The 2,230-nt window shown below is 54.3% G+C and carries 1 protein-coding gene; it reads left to right on the top strand.

What is annotated here, in order from left to right; genetic code table 11:
* Positions 1 to 149: 149 nt before the first annotated feature.
* The coding region (gene rnr / locus IKE44_RS02100) for a ribonuclease R (protein WP_287464871.1) at positions 150 to 2,230 on the top strand (2,081 nt) is incomplete at its 3' end.

A 2,230-nucleotide genomic window follows, 5' to 3' on the forward strand; every position in this document is an offset into this window, starting at 1 on the left:
CCGTGGCCGCGAAGCGCACCCTAGGTCTGTAAGATATCCACAAAACTGAAAAAGGATGTAAGGGATTTTGTCGAAAAATATTTTTTGGACACCCCTGAGGGGCCGAAAAGCCTTGATAAATCAACATTTCTAGAGGGAGGGGATGTACAATGGATCATGTGTTGGCCGAACGCATCTTAACGTTTATGCGCGATGAGGCGTATAAGCCGATGACGGTCGAAGAGTTGGAAGAAGCGTTTGGCATCGAGGATGCCGATGGATTCAAGGAGTTTGTCAAAACGCTTGTCGCCCTGGAAGAGGAAGGACTCGTCGTCCGGACGCGCAGCAACCGCTACGGTGTGCCCGAGCGGATGAATCTCGTGCGCGGCAAGGTGATTGGCCACCCGAAAGGATTCGCGTTTGTCACACCGGAGGAGCCGGGACTGGATGATATTTTCATCCCGCCGTCCGAACTGAAAAACGCGATGCATGGCGACACGGTGCTTGTGCGCGTCCAAGCCGATTCATCGGGGGCGCGCCGCGAAGGAACGATCGTCCGCATTGTGGAGCGCGGGGTGAAAGAAGTCGTCGGCACGTACACGGAAAGCAAATATTTCGGCTTTGTCATCCCGGATGACAAGCGGATCGTCAACGACATTTTCATTCCGAAAAACGCGGCGAACGGCGCGGTCGAAGGGCATAAAGTCGTCGCCCGGCTCACCTCGTACCCGGAAGGACGAATGAGCGCTGAAGGGGAAGTCGTCCAAATTCTCGGCCATAAAAACGACCCGGGCGTCGACATTTTGGCGATCATCTATAAATACGGCCTTCCGCTTCAATTTCCAGAAGACGTGATCGAGCACGCCAACCGGGTGCCGGATGTCATTACGGAGAAAGACTTGGAAGGGCGCCGCGATTTGCGCGGCGAGATGATCGTCACGATCGACGGGGAAGATGCGAAGGATTTGGACGATGCCGTCACCGTGACAAAGCTTGAAAACGGCAACTATAAGCTCGGCGTTCATATCGCCGATGTCAGCTACTATGTTGAGGAAGGCTCGCCTATTGACCGCGAGGCGTATGAGCGCGGCACGAGCGTTTATTTGGTTGACCGCGTCATCCCGATGATCCCGCATCGGCTGTCGAACGGCATTTGCTCGCTCAACCCGAAAATCGATCGGCTGACGCTGTCGTGCGAAATGGAAATCACCTCGCAAGGAGAAGTCGTCCGCCATGACATTTTCCAAAGCGTCATCCGCACGGCGGAACGGATGACGTATTCCGATGTCAATAAAATTCTCGTTGACAAAGACGAAGCCTTGCGGGAAAAATATGCGCCGCTTGTGCCGATGTTTGAGTTGATGGCTGAGCTTGCCGACATTTTGCGGGCGAAGCGGATGAAGCGCGGGGCGATTGATTTTGATTTTAAGGAGGCGAAGGTGCTTGTCGATGAAAACGGCAAGCCGTACGATGTCGTCTTGCGCGAGCGGTCGGTCGCTGAGCGGTTGATTGAAGAGTTTATGCTGGCGGCGAACGAAACGGTCGCTGAGCATTTCCATTGGTTGAACGTGCCATTTATTTACCGTGTTCACGAGGATCCGAAGCCGGAAAAACTGCAACGCTTTTTAGAGTTCATCACGAACTTCGGCTATGTCGTGAAAGGAACGGGCAACCAAATCCATCCGCGCGCTTTGCAACAAATTCTCGAAGCGGTGCGCGGCGAGCCGGAAGAAATGGTGATCTCGACCGTCATGCTTCGGTCGATGAAGCAGGCGCGCTATGACGCCGAGAGCCTCGGCCATTACGGCCTGTCGACTGAGTTTTACACCCATTTTACGTCGCCGATCCGCCGCTACCCGGATTTGATCGTCCATCGGTTGATCCGGACGTATCTCATTAACGGCCAGATGGATCTTGACACCCAGCAAAAATGGGCGGAAAAGCTGCCTGAAATTGCGGAACACGCTTCCGATATGGAGCGGCGCGCCGTTGAGGCGGAGCGGGAGACGGACGATCTGAAGAAAACCGAGTTTATGGAAGACAAAATCGGGATGGAGTTTGACGGCATCATCAGCTCGGTGACGAACTTCGGCTTGTTCGTTGAGCTGCCGAACACGATCGAAGGCTTGGTGCACGTCAGCTACTTAACGGACGACTATTACCGCTATGACGAACGCCACTACGCATTGATCGGCGAACGGACCGGGAAAATGTACCGCATCGGCGATGAAATCACCGTCCGCGTCATCAA

The sequence above is a fragment of the Geobacillus sp. genome (assembly GCF_017515625.1).
Classification (GTDB): Bacteria; Bacillota; Bacilli; order Bacillales; family Anoxybacillaceae; genus Geobacillus; species Geobacillus stearothermophilus.